We start from the raw sequence: 22,542 nt of genomic DNA, 5'->3' as shown, positions 1-22,542 counted from the left end.
CTTATTTCCTTGCTTTTACTAGTACTAGGATTGCAACTCCTCCCATCATGGCTCCAAAGATTAGCAATACTTGAATTGGAAATCCTCCTGAAGAAGTGGCTATACCTTGAGGTGCTACTGAGGAAACTAAAAGATGTTCTGTTCCGCCGGATCCACCTTGCTGTATTTGGGAGAATCCTCCTATCTGCATTTGTCCACTAGGGGGAGCGGTCAATCCATTTACTGTTACAGTAACTCCATCAATATCTGCTGAAGCTGAACTTTCCTTCACTGTGTGGGTGCCTTCTCTAAAACTACTCTCACCAAGTGAATATATTGATACAATTTTTGAGCCGCCTTCTGTTACTGAAAATCCAAAGCCGGCCGCTCCTGCTTGTGCCCCTGTTGCATCAAACAAAAAGTGCCAATTATTCATCGATGCACCAAATTCCTCGAAGTTTAAGATAGGGGTATTAAATGATTCAGCCAAAGTTGTGTTTTGTATCTTAGCTGCTATTTCGGGTGATAACTTCTCCAATGCACCTATTGGTTGATTAATGTCAATTTGGCCGTATTCTGAAGTATTTACAATTAATGGACCTTCTAATGCTATACTTCTCCAATCAATATCTAATAAAGAAGTAGAACTTCCATTAGATTCTGTTACTAGATTTGTTATGGCGGGATGAAGCTTGACTTGATAAGAAATAGTTGCAGAAGTAGGACCGCCGTTTACCGTAGCCCTATAATCAAGAGTTGCATTTTCAAACTTTACCAAACTTTGCTTTTCAGATAATAACTTTTGATTAATTTTTTCTAATATGGCACTTAGCCCGTTATTGCTATCGCTGGAGTTAATAGTAAAGGAAACAGATTTCTTATTTCCATCCAACTGTTGGGCAAAAGTACTGTTGGCGGGATATTTCAAAGTAATAATTCTGTCTCCTGTGAATGCCGCGTCTGCCGCATTCTTTGCAGGTGAAATTCCAGCTTCCATTTGTATCGCAAAGCCTTGATTAAATATACTACTTAATAAAACAACAACTGCTGATAAGACAACTATATAATACAGAGAACTTAATTTCAATAAATTTGAATTCCAATTAGCCTGTTTATAATCTTATTGAAATTTAAGCAACAATAATATACACAGCTTGATCACTATATAAATTCAATTAAGAATTCTTTACTATTCTATCAAAATTTATGGAAAAATTATATCTTTATATTAAATCGAAACAGAAATAAAAAAATTGATGCGCTATTAACTTGTTGATTACTATTTTAGCAGGAGGTACTGGTTCCATCAAATTAGTCAGAGGGCTTTATAAACAATTTAAAAACATATCCGTTATTTCCAATGTAGCTGACAATTTTTGGTATTATGGGTTGTATATTTGTCCTGACATAGACACCATTATTTATGGTCTAAGTGGTAATTTGGATAAGAAAAAAGGCTGGGGAATAAAGGGTGATACCTTTTATTTCCGTAATTATATGAGAGAGGTGGGTATTGAATTTTGGTTTAATCTAGGAGACAAAGATTTGACCACCCATGTGCTCCGAACCCATATGTTAAAGTCAGGTAGTAGTCTTACCCAAACTACTAGCAAGATTGCAGAAATATATAATGTGTCAATTCCTATAGTTCCATCATCAGACAATCATTTCGAAACAAATATGATAACAGGGAGTCGGAAACGGGTGCATTTACAAGAATATTGGATACAGCATAAGGCTTCATTACCGCTAATAGATATTGTTTATCGAAATATCCGGACTGCCAGGCCCACCCAAGAATGCGTAAAATTGTTAAAAGCATCCGAGTTGATAGTCTTTGCACCTGGTAATCCTGTTTCGAGCATTGGACCGATAATTGGTATTCCTGGGATGAAAAAACTACTGCATGACCTTAAAAAAAAGGTTGTTATGGTATCCCCATTCATTTCTAACAATGCAATAAGCGGTCCAAGTGCCATTTATATGAAGGCAAAAAAACTCGACCCTTCTCTTGGTGGTTTGGCAGAGTATTACTCCAAATTTGTCGGAACCATGATTTTTGATAACAAAGATCAAAATGAAGTTGAGACTAATGTAAAACCACGTTTTCCTGATATCAAGTTTGAATATACTGATATTTTAATGAGTAATAGCAAAAAGGAAATTGCTTTGGCAAAGTATATTACTTGTAATTTTCGTTGATTATTATCTATTTGTCAAATTTAAAAACAGCAATAATTATCCCAGTAAAGAATTTTGACAAAAGTAAAACTCGTCTAAGCCCATTCCTTAGTTTGGAGCAAAGAAAGGTATTATGTAATCATTTGGTAATGGATCTGCTTTACAAAATTTCTAGACTACAAGAAAGTGAGATTATTCTCATTACCGATGAATCCATAAACATGCCTAAAGATATGAAACAGGAACCTGTTATAATTAAAGAGAATGGAACCCAGGGTGTAAATAGCGCCATCGCCTTGGCAGATCCTTATATAAACACGAATGATTTTGACCAATCCATTGTAATACCAATTGATATTCCACTTCTTGATGTGACTGAGTTAAGCAAACTTGTACATCATTCAAAAAAATTCAAAGAGGGGATTTGTATCGTGCCATCTTATCGATTTGATGGTACAAATGTTTTATTAAGGAAACCACATTCAGTGATTCATACTAGCTACGATAATAACAGTTTTTTTAACCACTTTAAGAATGCATTAGAGAAGGGTGTTGATATTGAGATTTTTGATTCTGGTCGAATGAACTTAGATATCGACAACGTAGAAGATATAAACATATTATTAAGAAAGTATTTCTTTATTAAAACCTTGGTTCCAAATTCCTTGGAAAAGAATCTGTCCCATCATAGATTGGATAAAAATGGTAACGCTATCGACTATCTTTTACAACTTCTTGCAGATTATCATCAAAATTATTAAAATTGATGTCGACTATTGTGTTCGCAAATGAATTATGTGATTTATCATAAATATATATTTAGTAGCAGATGTAGTCACAAATTCATGTTATTGAATGATTCGTTCTTACTTTGTATTTGACTAGATTGATTTACCAGCAAAACTTACGTTAAATTAATTAGTCATAATTAAGAGAAATAATTACTTTGCTTCATAACATCATTGCTATTATAGTTATCTCATTTATTATAGTGGGTTCGCTCTGGGGCATAGGAAATTTGTTAAATCCCCCGCGCGAAAAGAATATTCAAAAATCCAATGATTCGATATTATTGGTGGCTCAGAACAACGCTTTTAATCAGACAAATCCTACCTTGTATGTAAATGCTAGTCAGCCTACCAAGCTAATCGTATTGAATAAGGATTTTGTCAAACATGATTTTATATCTGAAGGATTAGGGATTAACACGGCTTATCTCACTACAGAGCAGGATTTTGTAACCGGGATAGCCAGCAATAAGACGGGAAATTATACATACTATTGTTCTTTTCATCCTGAAATGCGAGGAACGATAGTAATATCTTGAAATTTTTTTTATATTTTACTAATTCCAATTATTTGTTATGCACTGTAGTTGATTACTTTTTTAACCAAAGTAATTCGAACGAGTATTCAAATCATCAGGGCTTGTGAAAGAATTTGCTCATATTTTAAATTATTAATACTCTTGATAAATTCTAGATGTACAAGCCTGCAGAAGATACATTTTTTTTGGAAGATGCCCTTAAATTCTATAAGGGAAAATGCGCCTTGGAGATAGGAATCGGATCAGGTTATCTCACTCATGGTTTGTGCAAAAATTATAATCTAGTTGTTGGAACTGACATCTCTTTTAATTCGCTGTTATTTGCTAAAAGCAATTATTTAAAAAATGACAATAATGTATTCTTAGTTTGTACTGATTTAGCATTCCCTTTGCAAAACAAGTTTGACCTGATCATTAGTAATCCTCCATATTTGCCTCAAGGATCGGTGCAATTTGAAGATAATACGGTTCATGGGGGTGCAAAGGGTATTGAGGTAAGTTTGAAATTAATAAAAAATTGTCTCCCTTTGTTAAATAGAACTGGAAAACTTTTGATAGTCCGTTCAAATTTATCTGATTTGAGAAGAATGGATCAAATGATGCAAGAACTTTCCATCAATAAGCGAGTGGTAGCAAGAAAAAGGCTATTCTTTGAAGAGTTAGAGATTCTCGAATTATCTAAAAAATAAGCGGTTCAGCCTAATATTGCTGAATCTGTTATCTATCTACCTATCTACCTATAAATCTATTAATAATAATAAAATATTGTATTTGCATACAGACAGCCTGTTATGCAGATTCATCGAATCTATTTTCTCAAAAGACTAGCAGATCGATTTGCTATTTCATCAGCCATTTTGGACAGTGATGTACTTCCACCCATATCATAAGTTAGAAATTTCCCTTCGTTAATGATTTGTTCAGTGGCAGAAAAAATAGACTCTGATATAGATTTCTCCCCTAAATATTCTACCATCCATGCACCTGATAAGATGGTTGCAACTGGATTAACCTTATCTTGTCGAGCATGTTTGGGTGCACTTCCGTGTGCAGGTTCAAACATTGCATATGTGTCACCGTAATTTCCTGAATATACGTTACCAATGGAACCAACATGACCTGAAGCACATTCTGATATGATGTCCATGAACAGATTAGTGCTTAATAAAAGACTATCATTGAACCTTTCAGGATTCTTTACTAATTGTTGCGTCATATTGTCTATATAATACTCTTCAACCTCGATATTTGGAAATTCTTTGTTTATTTCGTTGACTGCGTTCCAAAAAATTCCATCGGTTTCTTTGAGAATATTTCTCTTTGTAATTGCAAATATTTTTTTGAATTCCTTTTGCTTTGCTAACTCAAATGCTTTTCTTACCACTCTCCTACAACCTTTTCCGGTAGTTTTCCTGATGGCAACGGCAGAATCTTCGCTGGTCTTGAATTCAATTCCGGCATACAGCCCTTCTGTTGACTCTCTTACACAGACAAAATTTAGATGCAATTTTGATATATTGTACGTCTTTATGGGGCGAATATTTGCATATAATTGAAATTTTTGTCTAATACTTACAGCTACGCTTCTTGGAGCTTCCGGGTTCGGAACTGTAGTAGTTGGACCTTTAAAACATGCGTTAGATTCTTTTAGTAAATTCCAAACTTGATCTGAAATGTATGAGTTACCCTTGTTTTTCTCCCACCATTCTGAACCTGCATCACATGTTATTAATTCAACTGCTGTATTGCATGATTTCAATACCTTGATCATGGCGTTTACTAACTCGGGACCTGTACCATCACCGTTTATAATAACTGCTTTCTTGTTGGTCAAATGACTACAAAAAATATGTGATGATATTTATATCTATTTTTTCAACTATTTTGAAATGAAATCAATTCTACCAAAAAATGTATTAGAGAAAGGCGGAAATTGGCTATTGTTGACTATTTTGGTAAACTCGCCCTTGTCAGAGTAGTAGGAGTAATTTATGTTATAGTCGGCCAAGTCTATCGTACTGTTAACATATTTCCCAGAAGCGTTATCAACCAAATCTAATGTTTTGTTATCGTATGAATACACTTTCATTAGATCTGGCAATGACAATTGAACTGGTCTTATGTATTGGACGTGTAAAGTGTCGCCAACGGAATCTGTGTGGATGGGTCTCATACATTCCTTTCCTTCCTTTGGCTGCTTGCCTAGAGTATCTGGGAACAAATATTGCTTATTATCTACATATACTTGGACTCTTGGATAAACGTTGTAACTGTCCAAGTTATGTGCTTTGAGACATACGCTGAGTACCTGCGGGGGTGGTACAATTTGAGTGAACACAAGACCAAACAAAACTGCCGCACCAATTATTATAGGCGGCAAGAGCAAGTCTTTTTTTCCCATTTTTTGAAAAAAGTTCTTCTTTGGGGCTTGTTCTCTAATCTTTCTCTTTGGCACACGATTCATTATATTACATTAATATAAATTCTTTAGAATTATTCACGAATTATAATATTAATAATTAAATTGAAAATGCTTTTAGATATTATTTGTTGTTAAGTGTACATATTGATGGCGCCAGTCGTGGGAATCCCGGATACTCCGCAATCGGTATTCTGATTAAGGATGATGGGGGGAAGACTATAACAGAGTATGGTGAATATGTGGGCATCAAAACAAACAACCAGGCCGAATATTTGGCACTAAAAAAGGCCCTGGAAATTTGCTCCAGTATGACCAAAGAAATAAACATTCTTTCTGATAGTGAACTTTTGATTAATCAGAGGAATCAAAAGTATAGAATAAGAAACCAAGAACTTAAGAATTTGTCCCGAGAGATCGCCATACTTGAGAAAAATTATGTAACAATAACATACAAGCACATTCCTCGCTCCATGAATAGTCGTGCTGATTTTATTGCAAACAGGGCGTTAGATAGACATCTAGAAAGGGTTTAATTCAACATAATTTTGTCACTTGGGTTTTCACTTTGGATTGTATTTAGATTGATTTAAGCATCCCCTATTGCTGTTAGTGTCTGTTTTTTTGTCTTTTTTTGGCTGATACTTTTACTTCTACTTTTACTTCTCCATTCGACCTTTAATGACTTTAATTTACTACTTGATTCATACAATCAAATACCAGGTACTTGTAACATAAGAATGCGGCAGTGAAGAATCAGAGTTATCACGTATCTAATATGAAGAGAAGGCATTTGACTGAGCCGCTACCTATATCTTTATTTCCGCTGTAATTATATCGCATTTATTTTTTTTACAATGGTCAGAATGTCTTCATCAACAATTCTATGTTCTAATCCCACTTTTTGACCTCCGTATTTTACACTCTTTCCCCAAACTTGAGCAAACTTAAAGTCCCTGACCATATTTCTGTGAATCTTACTACAAATATTTTGAACTGTACTGTCTCGTGGCATGATTAGAGGCTCTTTCATATCTGCTTCTTGTCCCTTCGGTTTCATGTAGATCCTTACAAAATCTAATTTATTGTAAATTTCATTCTTAAGGCTTTCTATATTTTTATTAGTATCCGCCGAGACTGCAATAAAAGGAACTTTCAGTTTGGCAGTCGCTGATTTGATGTATTCTGGGTCAACTAAATCTATCTTGTTTACGACAACAAGGGAAGGTATGTAAACTCTATTTCCTGACATGACATCTATAAGCTGATCGATTGTAAGACCTTTTTCTCTTATCGTAATACGTCCATTGTGAATCCCATTTATTCGCATAACATTTCTAATAAAATTTTCATCGACATGTATTGGAGCCTGAATATTAACCGATATACCTCCTGTTGATGTTTTTTCCAACACAATGTCGGGAGGCTTCTCATCTACCTTAACACCTATTTCAAAAAGTTCCTTTTTGATTACTTCAAGGTGATTGATTTGGAAAACATCCAAAACTATCAAAACTAAGTTTGCATTCCTGGCAACCGATAGCACTCTTTTTCCTAAACCTTTTCCAGCTGCAGCCCCTTCAATAATTCCGGGTAAATCCAAGATTTGAATTCTGGCTCCTTTGTAGTCTAACATTCCTGGTACTGCCGTCAAAGTGGTAAACGAATATGCCCCGGTCTTTGATTTTGCATTAGTTAATGCATTTAACAATGTTGATTTACCAACACTTGGAAATCCAATCAGGACAACAGTGCCGTCACCTGCTTTTCTAACATCAAAACCCGCACTTCCTCCACCTGAAGCCATGGTTTTGCCGTGTATGTTTTCTTCTTGTTCTTTTTTTAGCTTGGCAATTTTGGCTTTTAATAATCCTATGTGAAATTCAGTTGCCTTGTTTATCTGCGTTTTGTGAATTTCGTCCTGTATGGCCTTAATTTTCTCTGGAATTCCCATAGATTTTAAGATAGTTAGTAAAAATAATAATAAAAATTTTGTTAATCTTGAGTTCTCAGATCTAAAAAGTCATTTTAATATCATAAAGAATTTGAGACCATACAAGATTGCAATACTGCTGATGAATCCAAGCATTCCAATCCACGGTAATGCTGGAATTTTGGGTGATTTTAATTCGATTTGATGATCATCTACTATATTTGTTATATAGTCTTTGATAAAAGAATGCCATAATTGATACTCGATTCTGTGTTTCTTTAGTATGGACTCTATCTCGTACACTACTGGAACTCGTACTGACTTTATATGCTGAAAATAATTTCTGGATATTTCTACTTCTGCATGGATTCCTATTAGACCTTGGTTGAAATCAAGTAACCTCACATGCATTTCCCATGGTCTCTTTAATTTTTTTGAAAATCCACTGCCTATCTGAGAAGGTTTTTTGTGTTCAAATTTTACCATTTTAAATCCCTCAGACATCAATGTACTAACAATTTCATCTTTTCTTATTTTGACCATCAAAAAAAGATGATCTAGCTCTACCTCTTCTCTCTTTATGAGGTTCTGGATACCTTGCAAGAGGTTTATTCTCCTAGGATATAGCGTTGAAAATTCAGACATCCACAGATTTCTCCAATTACTTTTGTTATTAGAATGATTGAGTATTTATAATTTAAAAAAATAAAACTTTTTTTATTTTGTTCCGGCTTAAAAATTACTTGCTAGTCCTCTTATGTAAATATCAAATCTACGATCAATTGCTAAAGAATCATGAGGTTTTTGAGCATTATTCAATTTAACATCAAATCCTCTTAAAATAATCACAGGTGTAGATGCATCCGATTCTCCCATCACCATTGTACCAATAGAAGCTAGACAATCTGCAATATTTTGCGAGGTATATTTCAGAGTATTTCCGAAAAGGTCTTTAGAGCCTTTTAAATCGATAACTGGATCGATTCCACACGTTGCTAACGCTATACCCACTGTGCCTTTTCTCATGGGCAGGATTCTGCTATCCGACAGAATTATTCCAACTCTTTTTCTCAAATTTACCAGGAATTTGTTTCGGAGTGTCTCGATTGACTCTAAAGGATATTTTGGATATAAAACAACCTTTCCATTTGGTATATTTGATTTGTCTATACCGGCGTTAGGCGCAAGAACCTTGTGAATTGATGAAAGAACAAATCCATAAAGACCTCCGTAAACTTCATCCGACTCTCTTAATATTAGTTCCATAATTTTTGGGTCCATGTGATACTCGTCTGCTTTTTTGACTGCATATTTACTAGGGACAATCGAGTTTAATTTCTTTACCCTCCCTTCGCTTATTGACAGAAATTTGCTTGATATTACCAGTATATCATGGTCCTCAATGGTAATACCGTTTTTGTTGTTCAGAATGGCTTCGAAAATATCAAATTCTGAAAACTGTTTTTCCAAATTGATTGGAATAATTTTCAAATTTAGTATTCAGCTATGTTTGTTCGGTAAATAAGGTTTTTACTTCGAGACGATAAATTAGACAAATATCTGCATTCAAAAAGTATTAATCTATTGTTGTACCTTTTTTATATAATAATATGGGAATGACCTTAACCGAGAAAATACTAGCACATTCCTCTCAGTCAAAACAGGTAGTACCTGGAGATATCGTATTCTCAAAAGTCGATAAAGTTATGATTCATGATGTCTCTGGTCCAGGTGTAATCAAGGTGTTTAAAGAGTTGCAAAAAAAAGGCATTGAATTAGAAAAATTGTGGGATCCAGACAGAGTATGGATCTCTGAAGATCATTTTGTACCGGCTGCAGATAGGATATCTGCTGATAATGTTATCCAGTTAACAAATTGGGCCCAAAAATACGGAATAAAAAAACATTTCAAATATGGAATGGGGCAGTATGGTATTTGCCATACCATCTCTCATGAAGAAGGACTAGTACTGCCGGGGGAAGTATATGTTGGTGGTGATTCTCATACTAATACTACAGGAGCAGTCGGTGCATTTGCTGCTGGTCTCGGACATACTGATGTCGCTTACGTATTAAAATATGGCAAGATCTGGTTTAAAGTTCCTGAAACAATATTGTTTAGATTAAATGGAAACAAACCCGATCACCTTATGGCTAAAGATATCATATTGAATATAATTTCAGACATAGGCACGGATGGTGCAAATTACAGTACGATGCAGTTTAGTGGAGATGTGATTGATAAAATGGAAATGGAAGAACGATTTACACTTACCAATATGACCACCGAAGCAGGTGCAAAAAATGGAATAATAGAACCTGACAATGTCACTGTTGATTACTTAAAAGGACGAACTAGCACACCCATCGTTAATTTACTAAAGGGTGATGAAGATGCTACATATAGTGAGATTTTTGATTATGACTGTCAAAAGATGGAACCGTCTGTAGCCAAGCCATATTCACCAGAAAACGTTGTTTCTGTTAGGGAAGTACAAAATACCGAGATTGACAAGGCCTACATTGGATCCTGTACCGGAGCAAAACTTTCTGATTTGAGATCTGCTGCAAAAATCCTCAAGGGAAAAAAGGTTAAGGTTAGAACCGAGGTTTTGCCTGCTGCTCAGTCAATATATATGAAAGCCATCAAGGAAGGATTAGTTAGCATTTTTATGGAGTCTGGTGCTGTAATTGGACCTCCTACTTGTGGGGCATGCTGTGGAGCTCACATGGGGGTATTAGGTAGAGATGAAATTTGTGTTAGCACTACAAACAGAAATTTTCCCGGACGGATGGGAAATGTTACTTCTCAAACTTACTTGGCTTCGCCCATGGTTGTTGCGGCCTCAGCTGTTACTGGTAAATTAACTGATCCGAGGGATGTTTGATGCTGCTAAGAGGAAACGTTCACAAGTATGACAAGGCCAATATAGACACTGATGTAATAATTCCTGGGCCATATTTGAAGATTCACGATCATGATGAATTGGCCAAGCACGCTATGGAAGGAATAGATGCTGATTTTACCAAAAAGGTATCAAATGGTGATTTCTTGCTCGTGGGCCATAATTTTGGATGTGGTTCAAGTAGGGAGCATGCACCCATAGCACTTTCAAAGACGGGCATTAAAGCGATATTGGCACCATCATTTGCACGAATTTTCTACAGAAATTCGATAGACGGAGGCTATCTTTTGCCAATTGAAATTGAAGAGAAAGTTCTAAGTAAAATCGACAACAAAGATAAAATTGAAATAAATCTTGAAAATAATCAAATAACAAATTTAACCAAAAATGAAACATATAAAATTAAACCTTTTAGTAAAATAATATCGGGTATAATAGAAGCCGGGGGATTGTTTAATTATAAAAGTTAAGATGGATAAAATTACCGCATTTTGGATTCATAATTATTATTAATATATTGGCATACATTGTATGTATATATATTCTCAATTTCCTACTTTATATTTCTGATAACTCCATCAATAATTTTTTGATCTATTGCTTGCCCCAAAATATGAATTAGAGTTTGAAACCAACTTGTCTAATTCAAAATATTCAAAATCGAGGTTTTGCTGCTTATGAAAAAATATCATCCTTTCCCTTGTATCTTCATCAACAATGTCATTTTGAGAGTAATAGATAACGATTTCGGTCCTGTGAGTCTTGACATCTTTATTGGCATAACACAATTGTATTTCTCCAAGATTCTTAGATAGCACAACAGATAGTGCGGAAAGGAACAGGATATTTTCTCCTAGAAATTTTATGACGGTCAAATCAGGCCCAATTGTCTCTTCAACTTCGACCAAATCACCGTCATAAAAGATTTGGTAGTTATTTCTGACTGTGTTACCTATTTCTTTCTTTGTATTTAGTACCTTTACTTCTATATCGGTCCAAGAAGATGCAAGAGTCCTTTTAAGGTTTGACAAATGTTTCTTATGGAGGCTGCCTTGATTTTATTTGTTATTTTGTTATTCTGAGTTGTTACTGTTACTATTACTATTACTATTGTTATTTCTATAATGGTGGTTTCTGTATACATTATATTCTTATCACTAATAAAAAATTTTTTTAAGACAAGTTGATCATATAGTGAGATATAAAGACATGACAATTCAATTGGTGTTATGCAAGGCTCTGTTGATGTTTATTGTTCTCAAGCCTTGATTACAAAAAGATGATGCAAGTAGCTATTTCTTTATGATCTTGTCCCAACGATTTGTCTATAGATATCTAAACCGCTTTCGATATTATTCTTGATTGTTGATTCAAATTGTTCTCCGCTGAAAGAATAGGTTACCAGAAAGGGCTCATTTGCTATGAATCGGATTGTATTAGAGGAAAATTGTATACTACCAGCGTTTCTCGGTTCATCAAGGATATTGCTTGCAATTATTACAGTGTTATTAACGGCTGAGGTGTATAAAGTACCAAACTGAACCGGTAACTTTAAGGAATTGTTTAATGTCAAAATGTTTATTGTTTGTACTTGAACTGGTTTGCTGGAGGTAAAGGAAAGAATCCCTGAATAAGTCTCATTTATGTTACTAAGAGGGAATATATAATAGGATTGCTCTAGTCCTGTATTCTGACTAGGATCGTGTTTTGAGGAAATTGTTCCAATTATTGATATCTTATGAGATGTGTTTTTGGAGCTGTCGACAACACTTGATAGTTCGCTAATTGGGTATAGTGTGGGTATTAGTGCAAGTATTGTTATTAAGAAAAGTATCAATGTTTTATAAGATGTACCAGGGGAACCAAACATATTAAATCGTAATTAACCCTTCCGTTTATACCTTTTTGCCACTTAAAGTTGTAGTATAAAGCGTAATTTTGGTATCCTATTGTATCAAATCAGTTATACTTTTTTGAATAATCTTTTTGGCTTCACTGGATATATCATAGCACTCTAGGATTTTATTTGGGTTCTTTATTAATCGCTTCCTGAATTCGGGTTCACTGGCAGCCTTTAAAAGGATCTCACTAATTACTTCAGCTTCCAAATTAATAGAATTCAAGTAATTCCTCAAGTGAATTAAGAGTATATATACTTTTTTTTGAGGAAATAATGGCTGAATGGCTGAATGGCTGAATGGCTGAATGGCTGAATGGCTGAATGGCTGAATGGTGGATTCTTATTCATTTAAGGAAAAACCCAAACAGGGTGGTTTGAGGATAACGACTGAATTCTATTATCAATATATATATCGATTTTATCAAAATATCATGTTTAGCATTATTGGCCAATAAATCAAGTTTTAGACTTCAATCGCGAATAAAATGGACCACCTTGGGGACCTCGCGAATTCAGCCGGTAGAAACTACCCTCAAGAAAGTGATTCCTTTGACCAATAAGATCGGAATTACAAGAATTGCTGATATTACCCGCATGGATCGGTTAAAGATCCCAAACTATTCTGCCGTTTTGCCTGGAACTGAAGATTACATTTGGGTGTACAGCGGAAAGGGACCTACAAAAAATCACGCTAAAGCCAGTGTAATTATGGAAAGTATTGAAAGATTTTCCTCGCTTCCTACTAATTTTAGTGGATCGATTATTAAAGGGAGATACAGAGAACTTGCGAAAAGTTACAATGTTTTGGAATATGATGAAGTAATTGAGCCCCTGTCTTTTCAATTAAATGAAAATATGATAATGGATTATTGTATTGGATATGATCTTTTAAACAAAAAAGAAATACTGGTTCCGTCATCTCTGGCTTTGTTTCGATATGCTCCAGAGCCACCATCTGTTAATCCGTATTCTTATTTTCACACCAATGGCCTTGCCTCTGGTAATGTTTTGGAAGAAGCTATATGTCACGGATTATGTGAGGTGATAGAAAGAGACGCCGTAAGCATAGCTGATTTTGCATGTAGTGCATTTCAATATCATGTTCTAAAGAGTGTTGAAAATACTGTTTTAAGAAGTGGACGATCCATAAACCAACTTGAAGCAAAAAAGTTTACTGATGATAGTTCTATTTATCCTGACGTCAATTTGGAGAAAATCACCTATCTGCCTGTCAAAAAAATTGTAAACAGGTTCAAACGCTGTAATATTTCCTTGATGGTTAAGGATATCACAACGGATCTAGGAATTCCAACGTTTATAGCAAGTAGTGTAGAGTGGGTTAACCATGATTACGGTTACTTGGTCGAAGGTCACGGAACCCATCCCGATGCACGTATAGCCATACTAAGGGCCATTACAGAAGTATCTCAATCAAGAGCTGCAAACATCCAAGGTTCAAGAGACGATCTGAGGAAAATGAAATATGATCCAGAAGACAGCGATGAGAATCGCTCGTGGCAATTCATGAAGGCTGGATATGAAAGGGAGTTTTCAGATATACCGTCAACAGAAAATTCTGATATCATTGATGACATAAACCTGATACTTGGACGTCTTAAAGAAAAGGGACTCTCAAAAGCAATAGCCATTGACTTGACAAATCCTGAACTAGAAATACCTGTTGTACGCATTATAGTTCCGGGTTTAGAAACATTCAAAATAAACAAACAAGTTGTGGGAAGCAGAGCACAGGAGAATGCGAAAAGATGTCTGCACTAAAACCGATAATATTTTTAGGACCATCGCTCCCGGTTCAACGCGCAAGGGCTATACTGGATGCAGACTATCGTGGGCCAGCTAAAAAAGGAGATCTTCTTCAGCTCATTTTAAGAGAAACTGAGATAGTAGGATTGATAGATGGTTTTTTCTTGCAGGATTATCCGCCTACACCCATTGAAGTCTATAACTTGGTAAAGAAAAAAGGAACGGTGTTATACGGTTCTTCAAGTCTAGGAGCACTCCGTGCAGCGGAATTATCAAAATACGGTATGATAGGGGTTGGAAAGATCTATGACCTTTTTCGCAGAGGAGTCTTAGATTCTGACGATGAAGTTGCAGTTTCATTTACAGATTACTCCAGCTATAAATCTGAAGCGTTAATCGACATACGGTATAACCTTTTTTTGGCGGAAAAGAAATCTGTGATAAATAACGAAACCAAAAAACACATTCTTAAAGTATCTAGGAATATTTATTTTCCATATCGGACCTATGATGATATTTTAGATAGATGCAAACAGAAATACCCCTCTGATATTCATTTTATAGAACAGTTTCGAGAATATCTGAAAACGGACAAAAAAAGCCTAAAGGAGATTGATGCAATTCATTTATTAAATACTATTAAACGGCGGATAATGGGTGATAAGTGATAAAATAAGGTAATTTTATATCATCTTTAATTCTTTAGAACACTATTCATGAGCCCGACCATACAAGATTTTTTTTCCAAAATTGATTCTTATCATGTCTATATAGTAATATTTTACTTTTCAGCATTCATGATGCTGTATATTACAACTTTTGGGATGTACTGGAGCTGGGTTGATTATCACAATACCAAAACAATTACCATTGGTGAGATTATAGTAAAACATGATCTTTTTTTCGATGGCTCAGGTAAGCTGGTATCCTATTTGGCCATGTTTTCGGTTATCACCTGGTTTTGTGTCACCAAAATTGGATACAAGAGAGTACAGAATACCCCAAAAATAGTGCGTTCAGTATTATCTGTTATTGCACTTGCTTTGATTGTTGTAGCTGCCTATGAGTTTACTTACAATTTTTTCGTTTGGGGTTCGTTAATTACGGTAAATACCATACATCACTCTATGAATGTCGATGAAATAAATATAAGTTATCCAAACCCCGACACTCCTTGGAATCTGGTCTTTGCTACTAAAATGACACTTGCCGCACTGATAATTGCATGCCATGCATTTTATGTTATTCAGCGATCGGGGAAGAAATTTGAGTCCCGCTTGGCGACTAGCAAAGATAAAAAATAATTATGAAAATTTTTGGATTTTAGGGGTTATGATATATATTTTTGATTATTGCGGGGTTTTAAATCTGCAAATGATCCTTTAGATGCATTCGTTTCTTGTTTTTTTTGTAGTGGAATATGCGATGTATATGCTAATTCTATCTTTATTTATTTTTTGGATGCTTTGAATTGGTTAAACTTTTTTTTGGCATGGTAATTAAACAGACTATTGAAAATAGGTATAATTTCAGACACTCATGATGACATTAAAAATACACAAAAGGCTATTGAATTATTCAACAAACTGGATGTAAAAAACGTTTTCCATGCAGGAGACTATGTTTTCCCTGGAATCATAAATTTGTTTAAAGAACTTAAACCGAATACAAATATGTATGGCGTGAGGGGTAACAATGATGGGGAGCTTCTGGGAATAGCAAACAAGTTCAAGGAGCTTGAAAATGCCGTATTCTTTAACGAATTTGGTAGAGTTGTTATCGAAAAAAAAGAAATCGGAATATATCATGGGACCAATCCAAAACTTTCAGAAACTCTAATACAGAGCCAGATTTTTGATTTGTTAATTCTTGGACATACTCATATACGAAGAATTGAGAGAGTGGGCCGAACTCTTGTTTTGAATCCGGGGGCATTAAATAGTAGTTTCTTTCCACAAGAAAAACAGAAAGGACCAAACGTAATTATTTATGAACTAGAGCATGAATCCGAAAGTATGAATGGAAATGGAAATGGAAATGGGAATATGAATGAAAAAGTTGGAACAGGATCAGCTAGTTTTGTGACTTTGGATGATGACTAAGAAGGAAGTATATGTATATATGCGTTAATTTTAGGAATTGGAGGATTCTTAGAAGAATGCAGTTTGAGTATTTGAGTGATATTATGTATGTATGTATGTGTGTGTATGTGTGTGTAACTGATTATGTGTGTTTGTACGTATGCATACACATTAGCTAACCTTGGAAAAATTTAAAAGAACATAACATTAGATGACCTCACAAGATATTGCCGTTTTTGCTTGCAAAAAAGTGAAAGAACGACAACAACAACAATAACGATAACAATTTTATTTGATTATATTTGGGGCACAGTAACCAAATAAGTAATATATAAAATCAACCTCGATAGTACAAGGCTTAGTATGAGTAAAAAGGATGATACTGATTTGGATGAATCAAAAGAGGATTATAACAATAAAAAGAATTACAACTCCACTGCTGCTGCTGCTTCTTCGACAAATTCTGTTTCGGATTCAGTAAATGATGAAGAATCCTTGAGAACTAATGTTGATTTGAATTCAAAAAATGAAAATCCAACCGGTTCTTCCAATGAATCTACCTCCAGTAATTCCTTTGATTCAGACAATCAAAAGGATACAATTGCAAGCGAATCTTTTGTTCAAGAAGATGCATATTCAAGTACAAACACTGCTGCTGCTAATCACGGTGGATTGACTGGTAATTACTTTTGCTTTGACTGTGGAGCAATCATGACAACCCTAGAAGACAAGCATCAACATAGTTTGATTGAAGAGGAAAGACACAAAAAACTAGAAGATTCAGAGCATTAATTTTTTAATCTTTCCATAGTATAAACAAGTTCTATGCATTTAGAACAGGTCTAATTTAGAATGATTGAACAAATTATGTGTCGTTTCTTTCAAACCTTTGAATATCGATAACTACTTTATCTCCAACTTTTATCTTCAATTCTTCGTACTCCTTCATACTCACCTTAAACGTTGGGGAGTCACTCATTCCGCCCCCTCCAAACATATTACTGATGTTTGACATTGCCTTTGGCAAATTCTTCATCAAATCCTCTGGAGAGGTAAAGGCCATTACATTGGAACCAAAAGGATTCATTTGTTTATCGCCAGGTTTTAAGTATTCATTCGGATCTTTAAAAGAGACATAAATGTACGGAGATCCGTCTGTTGAAGCTTCAATTTTAGCAACTATGAATTCTTTTTTCATCTATAAAATTAATGATGTTCAATATAATAAATATTTTATTTAGAAAAAAATTATGTAATTTTATATAGAGTTCCGGTTTCAAGAGACAAAACATAAACTGCGCCATCTGGGCTCGTCTCGATATCTGATATACTTCCAAACCCCGTTCCTAGCACAAAATTGTCATTCTCATTCTCTGTGTCAATTACGTTATCTTCAACATCCAGTCCCGACCTATCGTCATTTAGTCTAAAAAAGTACAAGTTTCCGTTGTTATAGTCTCCGACCAGTATGTTATCTGCGTAGTCGTCTCCAAGATTGCTGCTGTTAATAAATTCTATATCCGTTAAGGCGGGAGGTTCAGCCCAGCTGATTTCTGGTTCTGAATAGTTAGAATTTTGGGATAAAGACACGAGGTTTTCTATATCATCGTCTGATGCCGACGGTCCCATAATTGACCTCCATCCGCTATTAAATCCCGGTGCAACAATATTGATTTCGTCAGAAAATGATGGTCCATTTTCCGTATCCCATATTGTACCAGTTAAAGGGTCTACCGTCAGTCCGAAAGAATTCCTTATACCGTAAGCAAAAGTTTTATCGACATTTGGAACGTCGCTATCAGAAAATGGATTGTCTGAAGGAGCTTGTCCTGTGAGAGGGTCTATTCTAAATATTGAACCTGTAAGATCCGGATCACCTCCATCTGCAAAGTTTTGTAATTTTGTGCGATGGTTCAAATCGCCGATAATAGTATACAGGGTGTTATCTTTGCCTAGGACTAATTTACCACCATTATGGTTTGGTCCAGGAGTTCCGGGTAGATCCAAAACAAGCTTTTGGTTAACCAAATCATTGCCATTCCACTCAAAACTGTAGACTCTGTTACGTAGTGTTTCGCCAGAACTGTCACCTTGGAATTGTGGATCATCAATTGTCATATACAAGAAAACAAGTGTAGAATTATTTTCTTTCATTACTTCAATTCCTAATAAACCTCTCTCGCTTTGAGAATTTACATCAAAATGCTTGATCGGAGTTTCTTCTAATACTCCATTAGAAATCAATCTTACGTCTCCTTTCTTTTCTATAACCAAAATATTTTGACCTGAATCGTCTAAAAATGCAATGCCTGTTGGTGAAGTAAATCCAGTATATGCTGGGGTCAATTGCAGATTTGGATCTTTGAGACTCTGAGCAAAGGTTACTTCTAAACCTAGATTATTTGAATACAATACGGTTAGTGTCATTAAAAGGGTGATTGTCGCTATCAGAACCGCGTAAAAAAATTTTGTATTGCTTCTTGCCATTACTTTAATTACGTAAACAATTGTTATAAATATGGTAATTTTTGTCCTTATTTGATGTATCTTAATCTGTTATCTATTTATCTATCTAATATGGCACCACTTTGATTGGTTAGGTTTTGGGCCGCAATGCTTCTATGGGGCTTACTTTAGAAGCTTTCCATGCTGGCAGCAAACCCGCGATGACACTAAGACCAACCGAAATAAACCATACGGTAATCATGTCTGAAACAAAAAAAAGCGGAATTAACGGTGCATCGCCCTCGTTTCTCGGAGTGGCTTGGGATAAGGCATAACCTCCAGCTATACCGCCCAACAGTCCAATGGATGCCCCAAGAATTCCGATTATCAGAGCTTCTATAACGAACATTGATAAAATATTCGAACTTTGAGCACCGATCGCTTTTAGCGTACCAATTTCTCTGATTCTTTCGACTACGGACGTGTATAAAGTGGTAATAATGCCTACAGCACCAACCACCAGTGAAATTATTGCTATACTCAGCAAGAAAGATGTGATACCTCCTGTAAACTGTTTTATGGTTTTGAGGATTGCTTTTACGGTGGTTACTCCTATATCATTTCCGTACAGTTTTTTTATTTCTCCTTCTACTACGTCGACTAAATCACTCGACGAAGCGACCACAAACAAAGAATCAAATTTTCCAGATTTTTGAAATAGGGTGTCTCCTGCTTTTAGATTTATTACTGCAGCGTTATCGATGGTGGGATTACCAGTAGGCTCCATGATGCCGGTCACCAAAAAGTTTTTTGTCTTTGTATCCTGCTCACCTGTTGTATCGTCAACGAAAGAATATTCTAACTCTATGGTTTGCCCAAGAGTAACAAATGGATTATCGTCTCCTGGTGGATTCGCAATATTATCTGATAATATTATAGCTGAGGGATCATTTTGTCTTATCTGAGAACCTGCCTTAAACTCTAAGGTCGGTGCAATTACAAACAAATTGTCTGGATCTATTGATAAGGCTGGATGTGATTTTTCCTCTCCTCTTGATTTCATAGTAACTTGGGATTGATATGAAGGGATAACATCGTCAATAAATGGCAAAGACTTGATCCTGTTTATTACAGCATCATTTAGCGTAATCTTTGAGCCTCCAGAGCTGCCACCTCCTCCGCCTCCACCGGTAGAACCTACCGTTCCGGAACCCTGTTCCTGTCCACCTGTTACAAACAGTATGTTGGGGGCCAGATTGCTAAACTGCTTATTAAAAAACTCTGTAAATCCTGCACCAACACCATTTACAGCGACAAGTAAACTAGTTCCTGCCATAACCATGACAATTGTTAATAATGATCTAATCTTTCTTTCCTTTAGGGCCTGAAACGCTAGGATAAAAATTTCTTTAATATCCATAGGTATTCCGACTCCCTTTCACAACTGGAACCTGTTTAAAATCGTCTTGATATTTACCATGAAAGTATATGACAATTTTTCCGATTGTTAGGTATCCAAAGCAGATCAATTCTAAGATATTGTATTTGGAATCAGGTATACGATAAATATTTTGATATGATTGGGATTTTGATTCTGTGTGATTATGAAAGACTGGAAATATTATCATATGTGAATCAGCTACAGAGCATTGCTTATATTACACCTATCTGATTATTTGACTAATATAAAGCAGGTAACTCTATTACAAAAACATTATATCAAACATTTTGACTTGCTTAATTTACTTATTTTTTTTATTTATTTATCTATTAATCATCATTTTGGGCTGTCATGATTCGCTCTTCACGCTCTATCTCACCATCTTTTAAGTAAATTATTCGATCGGTTTTTACAGCCAACTCAGGATTATGAGTTACCATTACAATAGTCCTGTCATATTTTCCTGAAAGCATCTTTAACAGATTAAAAACTTCATTCCCTGTTTTTGTATCTAGGTTCCCGGTGGGTTCATCGGCAAGTATTATTGAAGGATTGTTCATCAGAGCTCTTGCTATTGCTACGCGCTGCTGCTGACCACCACTTAAATTGAAAGGTTTGAAATTTCCTTTGTCTTGGATACCCAGAAGACCCATTATCTTGAATGCTCTATCAATCCGTTCCTTCTTATTTAAACCAGATATTATGCATGGAATTTCAATATTTTTTAAAACAGAAGCTCTATTTATCAGATTATATGATTGGAAGATAAAACCAATTGCATTATTTCTCAAATATGCCAAGTCTCTGTCATTAAGCGAAAACACATCTACATCATTAATGAAAATGTCTCCTGCAGTTGGCCTATCAAGAGTGCCTAAAATATTAAGCAGTGTAGATTTGCCACTTCCAGATGGACCAACAATCGAAACAAATTCCCCCTTATTAACTTGAAAATTAATATTTTTTAATATTGGAATTTCTTCAGCTGAAGATTTGTAGCTTTTGTAAATACTTTCTACTTTCATAATTGGGGACAAGGTAGTGTCTGACAAAGACGTAATAGCTTCGCAATCCTTTCTTATTACTCTTTAAGTCAAATAGGGTTTAGATGGAATGTAATTGGACATATGTACATTTTGAATCACTAAAAGATGATTTTAGTATCAAATGTAGGGTTCAACAATTTTATCTTTTTTTGTTTAACCCAAATCAATTTGAGAATTTATGAATTGTTTGTTTGATTAAATGTGGTATTCTTTCTCAAAACTTAAATATCAATTATAGTAGAATATAATATAACATTCTAATGAAAAAACATATCTTAATAATGTTATCTATTTTTATTACCTGGATAATATTACTGGGTGTTGTTGAGGAGAGCATTAATTTATACGCTCAACAGAATGTTGATAGAAATGTTATTCCACTTTTGATTCCACCTTATCAAATGATCGGTGATTATTCCTCATTTGATTTAAAAAAGTTTAATGTTACATTTGTGGATGATGGTCAAAGAATAAAATAAAATAAATTTCTGAACTAATTATATAGAAATATTTATCAAAATCCATTAATATGTAATTCTAATAATTCAATTACACATATGAATCGCGGATTGAAATCTTATGGTATATTACTTGTAATGATTACCACGTTAGTTTTTACACTTGATTTTGGAGTTGTAAATGCAACAACTAGCGCCGATCAAAATCCATCAACTCAATCCAGCGGTTTGCCTGAGCTGAATCATGATTCCGGCGATAAAAATCAGTGTGACGATTGTAATAGCAATGGCAATAATAACAATAATAACAATGACGATGATGACGATGATAGTAATAATAATAATAAAAATAACCATGACCTCGAAGATGGCAGCACTAGCAGCACTAGCAGCACTAGCAGCACTAGTAGCAGCAGTAGCAGCAATAATGATGGCGAAGAAAACATCAACAGTGGAGATGTTCCAATGTCTTTGCCCTTTAACTCCAATGTAGGGGAAGAATCTGATGATAACGAGAAGGATTATTCCAGCATTATACCATTTCCCTAAACTCGATGACTTTTTATAAAATCAATCTTTGAATATTATTTTTTTGCTATTATTTTAAAAATTATATCTTGTATTCTCACTTTTATCATCAAAATTATTAGAGTAGTTAATTC

At 34.9% G+C, this 22,542-nt stretch carries 27 protein-coding genes; 14 read left to right on the top strand and 13 right to left on the bottom strand.

Annotation, left to right across the window (positions count from 1 at the left end):
• Window position 1: 1 nt before the first annotated feature.
• Entirely contained in the window at window positions 2-1,066 is a 1,065-nt protein-coding gene (locus F1Z66_RS01810; protein WP_149861888.1) for a hypothetical protein, read from the bottom strand.
• Between the two features lie 185 nt (window positions 1,067-1,251).
• On the opposite strand from F1Z66_RS01810, the gene cofD reads away from it, so the two are divergent.
• From cofD to F1Z66_RS01790, 4 genes are all read left to right on the top strand, one after another.
• A complete protein-coding gene (cofD, locus tag F1Z66_RS01805) occupies window positions 1,252-2,181 on the top strand; it encodes a 2-phospho-L-lactate transferase (protein WP_195907447.1) in 930 nt (309 codons plus the stop codon).
• Between the two features lie 11 nt (window positions 2,182-2,192).
• Window positions 2,193-2,921 carry a 2-phospho-L-lactate guanylyltransferase gene (gene cofC / locus F1Z66_RS01800; protein WP_159357401.1) on the top strand — a complete coding sequence of 243 codons (729 nt, stop codon included), beginning with the start codon at window positions 2,193-2,195 and terminating at the stop codon, window positions 2,919-2,921.
• A gap of 185 nt (window positions 2,922-3,106) precedes the next feature.
• Entirely contained in the window at window positions 3,107-3,487 is a 381-nt protein-coding gene (locus tag F1Z66_RS01795; protein WP_159357400.1) for a cupredoxin domain-containing protein, read from the top strand.
• 155 nt (window positions 3,488-3,642) lie between these two features.
• Window positions 3,643-4,176, top strand: coding sequence for a HemK2/MTQ2 family protein methyltransferase (locus tag F1Z66_RS01790; protein ID WP_149861884.1), 534 nt, complete (start codon window positions 3,643-3,645; stop codon window positions 4,174-4,176).
• 119 nt (window positions 4,177-4,295) lie between these two features.
• On the opposite strand, the gene F1Z66_RS01785 is transcribed toward F1Z66_RS01790, so the two are convergent.
• Together F1Z66_RS01785 and F1Z66_RS01780 are read right to left on the bottom strand one after the other, a co-directional pair.
• Window positions 4,296-5,321 (bottom strand): isocitrate/isopropylmalate dehydrogenase family protein, encoded by a 1,026-nt coding sequence (locus tag F1Z66_RS01785; RefSeq protein ID WP_230207406.1) that lies wholly within the window; start codon window positions 5,319-5,321, stop codon window positions 4,296-4,298.
• A 45-nt stretch (window positions 5,322-5,366) separates the two neighbouring features.
• Window positions 5,367-5,951, bottom strand: coding sequence for a hypothetical protein (locus F1Z66_RS01780; RefSeq protein ID WP_149861883.1), 585 nt, complete (start codon window positions 5,949-5,951; stop codon window positions 5,367-5,369).
• 86 nt (window positions 5,952-6,037) lie between these two features.
• Between F1Z66_RS01780 and F1Z66_RS01775 the strand changes: the two genes are divergently transcribed.
• Window positions 6,038-6,442 (top strand): ribonuclease HI family protein, encoded by a 405-nt coding sequence (locus F1Z66_RS01775; protein ID WP_159357399.1) that lies wholly within the window; start codon window positions 6,038-6,040, stop codon window positions 6,440-6,442.
• A 296-nt stretch (window positions 6,443-6,738) separates the two neighbouring features.
• Here F1Z66_RS01775 and F1Z66_RS01770 read toward each other — a convergent pair whose 3' ends face one another.
• From F1Z66_RS01770 to F1Z66_RS01760, 3 genes are all read right to left on the bottom strand, one after another.
• Window positions 6,739-7,860, bottom strand: coding sequence for an OBG GTPase family GTP-binding protein (locus F1Z66_RS01770; RefSeq protein WP_149861881.1), 1,122 nt, complete (start codon window positions 7,858-7,860; stop codon window positions 6,739-6,741).
• A gap of 69 nt (window positions 7,861-7,929) precedes the next feature.
• Window positions 7,930-8,484 (bottom strand): hypothetical protein, encoded by a 555-nt coding sequence (locus F1Z66_RS01765; protein ID WP_149861880.1) that lies wholly within the window; start codon window positions 8,482-8,484, stop codon window positions 7,930-7,932.
• Window positions 8,485-8,571: 87 nt separating this feature from the next.
• Window positions 8,572-9,330 carry a coenzyme F420-0:L-glutamate ligase gene (locus F1Z66_RS01760; protein WP_159357398.1) on the bottom strand — a complete coding sequence of 253 codons (759 nt, stop codon included), beginning with the start codon at window positions 9,328-9,330 and terminating at the stop codon, window positions 8,572-8,574.
• 125 nt (window positions 9,331-9,455) lie between these two features.
• Here F1Z66_RS01760 and F1Z66_RS01755 point away from each other — a divergent pair, with 125 nt between their 5' ends.
• The gene (locus F1Z66_RS01755; RefSeq protein WP_149861878.1) at window positions 9,456-10,727 is read left to right on the top strand and encodes a 3-isopropylmalate dehydratase large subunit; all 1,272 of its coding nucleotides are present in this window, start codon (window positions 9,456-9,458) and stop codon (window positions 10,725-10,727) included.
• Window positions 10,727-11,215, top strand: coding sequence for a 3-isopropylmalate dehydratase small subunit (leuD, locus tag F1Z66_RS01750; RefSeq protein ID WP_149861877.1), 489 nt, complete (start codon window positions 10,727-10,729; stop codon window positions 11,213-11,215). Before F1Z66_RS01755 ends, leuD begins: the two co-directional genes overlap by 1 nt.
• 108 nt (window positions 11,216-11,323) lie before the next feature.
• Here leuD and F1Z66_RS01745 read toward each other — a convergent pair whose 3' ends face one another.
• The 3 genes from F1Z66_RS01745 to F1Z66_RS15155 form a co-directional block, all read right to left on the bottom strand.
• Window positions 11,324-11,776, bottom strand: coding sequence for a hypothetical protein (locus F1Z66_RS01745; protein WP_149861876.1), 453 nt, complete (start codon window positions 11,774-11,776; stop codon window positions 11,324-11,326).
• Between the two features lie 269 nt (window positions 11,777-12,045).
• Complete coding sequence (locus F1Z66_RS01740) at window positions 12,046-12,615, bottom strand: hypothetical protein (protein WP_149861875.1); 570 nt, start codon at window positions 12,613-12,615, stop codon at window positions 12,046-12,048.
• 76 nt (window positions 12,616-12,691) lie between these two features.
• Window positions 12,692-12,868 carry a hypothetical protein gene (locus F1Z66_RS15155; protein ID WP_154670464.1) on the bottom strand — a complete coding sequence of 59 codons (177 nt, stop codon included), beginning with the start codon at window positions 12,866-12,868 and terminating at the stop codon, window positions 12,692-12,694.
• A 221-nt stretch (window positions 12,869-13,089) separates the two neighbouring features.
• On the opposite strand from F1Z66_RS15155, the gene F1Z66_RS01735 reads away from it, so the two are divergent.
• The 5 genes from F1Z66_RS01735 to F1Z66_RS01715 all read left to right on the top strand — a co-directional run bounded on the left by F1Z66_RS01735 (window position 13,090) and on the right by F1Z66_RS01715 (window position 17,282).
• Window positions 13,090-14,424 (top strand): YcaO-like family protein, encoded by a 1,335-nt coding sequence (locus F1Z66_RS01735; protein WP_159357397.1) that lies wholly within the window; start codon window positions 13,090-13,092, stop codon window positions 14,422-14,424.
• Window positions 14,412-15,077 carry a TfuA-like protein gene (locus F1Z66_RS01730; protein WP_149861873.1) on the top strand — a complete coding sequence of 222 codons (666 nt, stop codon included), beginning with the start codon at window positions 14,412-14,414 and terminating at the stop codon, window positions 15,075-15,077. Before F1Z66_RS01735 ends, F1Z66_RS01730 begins: the two co-directional genes overlap by 13 nt.
• A 48-nt stretch (window positions 15,078-15,125) precedes the next feature.
• Window positions 15,126-15,713, top strand: a complete 588-nt coding sequence (locus tag F1Z66_RS01725; protein WP_149861872.1) for a hypothetical protein — start codon at window positions 15,126-15,128, stop codon at window positions 15,711-15,713.
• A gap of 207 nt (window positions 15,714-15,920) precedes the next feature.
• The gene (locus tag F1Z66_RS01720; RefSeq protein ID WP_149861871.1) at window positions 15,921-16,511 is read left to right on the top strand and encodes a metallophosphoesterase; all 591 of its coding nucleotides are present in this window, start codon (window positions 15,921-15,923) and stop codon (window positions 16,509-16,511) included.
• Between the two features lie 342 nt (window positions 16,512-16,853).
• Window positions 16,854-17,282 carry a hypothetical protein gene (locus F1Z66_RS01715; RefSeq protein WP_149861870.1) on the top strand — a complete coding sequence of 143 codons (429 nt, stop codon included), beginning with the start codon at window positions 16,854-16,856 and terminating at the stop codon, window positions 17,280-17,282.
• 73 nt (window positions 17,283-17,355) lie between these two features.
• Here the strand turns inward: F1Z66_RS01715 and F1Z66_RS01710 are convergent, their stop codons facing one another.
• The 4 genes from F1Z66_RS01710 to F1Z66_RS01695 form a co-directional block, all read right to left on the bottom strand.
• Entirely contained in the window at window positions 17,356-17,688 is a 333-nt protein-coding gene (locus F1Z66_RS01710) for a hypothetical protein (protein WP_149861869.1), read from the bottom strand.
• A gap of 50 nt (window positions 17,689-17,738) precedes the next feature.
• The gene (locus F1Z66_RS01705; protein ID WP_159357396.1) at window positions 17,739-18,917 is read right to left on the bottom strand and encodes a PQQ-dependent sugar dehydrogenase; all 1,179 of its coding nucleotides are present in this window, start codon (window positions 18,915-18,917) and stop codon (window positions 17,739-17,741) included.
• A 169-nt stretch (window positions 18,918-19,086) separates the two neighbouring features.
• The gene (locus F1Z66_RS01700; RefSeq protein WP_149861867.1) at window positions 19,087-20,355 is read right to left on the bottom strand and encodes an ABC transporter permease; all 1,269 of its coding nucleotides are present in this window, start codon (window positions 20,353-20,355) and stop codon (window positions 19,087-19,089) included.
• Window positions 20,356-20,705: 350 nt separating this feature from the next.
• Window positions 20,706-21,401 carry an ABC transporter ATP-binding protein gene (locus tag F1Z66_RS01695; protein WP_149861919.1) on the bottom strand — a complete coding sequence of 232 codons (696 nt, stop codon included), beginning with the start codon at window positions 21,399-21,401 and terminating at the stop codon, window positions 20,706-20,708.
• Between the two features lie 302 nt (window positions 21,402-21,703).
• Here F1Z66_RS01695 and F1Z66_RS01690 point away from each other — a divergent pair, with 302 nt between their 5' ends.
• Together F1Z66_RS01690 and F1Z66_RS15150 are read left to right on the top strand one after the other, a co-directional pair.
• Window positions 21,704-21,901 (top strand): hypothetical protein, encoded by a 198-nt coding sequence (locus F1Z66_RS01690; RefSeq protein ID WP_149861866.1) that lies wholly within the window; start codon window positions 21,704-21,706, stop codon window positions 21,899-21,901.
• Between the two features lie 78 nt (window positions 21,902-21,979).
• On the top strand, window positions 21,980-22,429 hold the full coding sequence (locus F1Z66_RS15150) for a hypothetical protein (protein ID WP_159357395.1): 450 nt from the start codon (window positions 21,980-21,982) through the stop codon (window positions 22,427-22,429).
• Window positions 22,430-22,542 lie beyond the last annotated feature (113 nt).

This window comes from Candidatus Nitrosocosmicus agrestis (assembly GCF_008389435.1).
Taxonomy (GTDB): Archaea; Thermoproteota; Nitrososphaeria; order Nitrososphaerales; family Nitrososphaeraceae; genus Nitrosocosmicus; species Nitrosocosmicus agrestis.
This window is presented reverse-complemented; position numbering and strand designations above follow the sequence as displayed.

Excerpts from the sequence above, each read along its gene's own strand:
- F1Z66_RS01780 (WP_149861883.1), bottom strand. The coding sequence starts at position 5,951 with ATGAATCGTGTGCCAAAGAGAAAGATTAGAGAACAAGCCCCAAAGAAG.
- F1Z66_RS01755 (WP_149861878.1), top strand. The coding sequence starts at position 9,456 with ATGACCTTAACCGAGAAAATACTAGCACATTCCTCTCAGTCAAAACAG.
- F1Z66_RS01790 (WP_149861884.1), top strand. The coding sequence starts at position 3,643 with ATGTACAAGCCTGCAGAAGATACATTTTTTTTGGAAGATGCCCTTAAA.
- F1Z66_RS15150 (WP_159357395.1), top strand. The coding sequence starts at position 21,980 with ATGAATCGCGGATTGAAATCTTATGGTATATTACTTGTAATGATTACC.
- F1Z66_RS01770 (WP_149861881.1), bottom strand. The coding sequence starts at position 7,860 with ATGGGAATTCCAGAGAAAATTAAGGCCATACAGGACGAAATTCACAAA.
- F1Z66_RS01740 (WP_149861875.1), bottom strand. The coding sequence starts at position 12,615 with ATGTTTGGTTCCCCTGGTACATCTTATAAAACATTGATACTTTTCTTA.
- F1Z66_RS01700 (WP_149861867.1), bottom strand. The coding sequence starts at position 20,355 with ATGGATATTAAAGAAATTTTTATCCTAGCGTTTCAGGCCCTAAAGGAA.
- F1Z66_RS01705 (WP_159357396.1), bottom strand. The coding sequence starts at position 18,917 with ATGACACTAACCGTATTGTATTCAAATAATCTAGGTTTAGAAGTAACC.
- F1Z66_RS01695 (WP_149861919.1), bottom strand. The coding sequence starts at position 21,401 with ATGAAAGTAGAAAGTATTTACAAAAGCTACAAATCTTCAGCTGAAGAA.
- F1Z66_RS01765 (WP_149861880.1), bottom strand. The coding sequence starts at position 8,484 with ATGTCTGAATTTTCAACGCTATATCCTAGGAGAATAAACCTCTTGCAA.
- F1Z66_RS01690 (WP_149861866.1), top strand. The coding sequence starts at position 21,704 with ATGTTATCTATTTTTATTACCTGGATAATATTACTGGGTGTTGTTGAG.
- F1Z66_RS01725 (WP_149861872.1), top strand. The coding sequence starts at position 15,126 with ATGAGCCCGACCATACAAGATTTTTTTTCCAAAATTGATTCTTATCAT.
- F1Z66_RS01710 (WP_149861869.1), bottom strand. The coding sequence starts at position 17,688 with ATGAAAAAAGAATTCATAGTTGCTAAAATTGAAGCTTCAACAGACGGA.
- F1Z66_RS01730 (WP_149861873.1), top strand. The coding sequence starts at position 14,412 with ATGTCTGCACTAAAACCGATAATATTTTTAGGACCATCGCTCCCGGTT.
- F1Z66_RS01715 (WP_149861870.1), top strand. The coding sequence starts at position 16,854 with ATGAGTAAAAAGGATGATACTGATTTGGATGAATCAAAAGAGGATTAT.
- leuD (WP_149861877.1), top strand. The coding sequence starts at position 10,727 with ATGCTGCTAAGAGGAAACGTTCACAAGTATGACAAGGCCAATATAGAC.